Source organism: Rhizobium ecuadorense, assembly GCF_001187535.1.
Lineage (GTDB): Bacteria > Pseudomonadota > Alphaproteobacteria > Rhizobiales > Rhizobiaceae > Rhizobium > Rhizobium ecuadorense.
Window position 1 is genome coordinate 1 of sequence record NZ_LFIO01001390.1, and the last position, 304, is coordinate 304.

General features: G+C 52.3%; 1 protein-coding gene. It reads left to right on the plus strand.

Annotated elements, in window-relative coordinates:
* Positions 1 to 106: 106 nt before the first annotated feature.
* Positions 107 to 304, plus strand: a 198-nt coding sequence (locus AF337_RS29705; protein WP_152971234.1) for a DeoR family transcriptional regulator, incomplete at its 3' end; no start/stop codon positions are given.

Below are 304 nucleotides of genomic sequence, written 5' to 3' on the forward strand. Positions count from 1 at the left end.
GCCTTGGTTTGATCGAAAACCTTGCAGCGGCTCGCATCGTGATTGAAAAGTCGGCCGATATCCTGAATTACTACCCTCAGAAATAACAATGGGTTTCCCCTAAAAAATGCTCGCAGTCGAACGAAGACAGAAAATTCTTGACCTGGTCTATCGTCACAAGACGGTGCAGGTCACTGATCTCAGCAAGTCTTTTGGCGTCACCGAAGAGACGATCCGCCGCGACCTGCAGACCTTGGATGGAAGCGGGCTTCTGAGCCGCACACACGGAGGGGCGGTAGCAAAGGAAGCCGAAGCGGAAGATCTT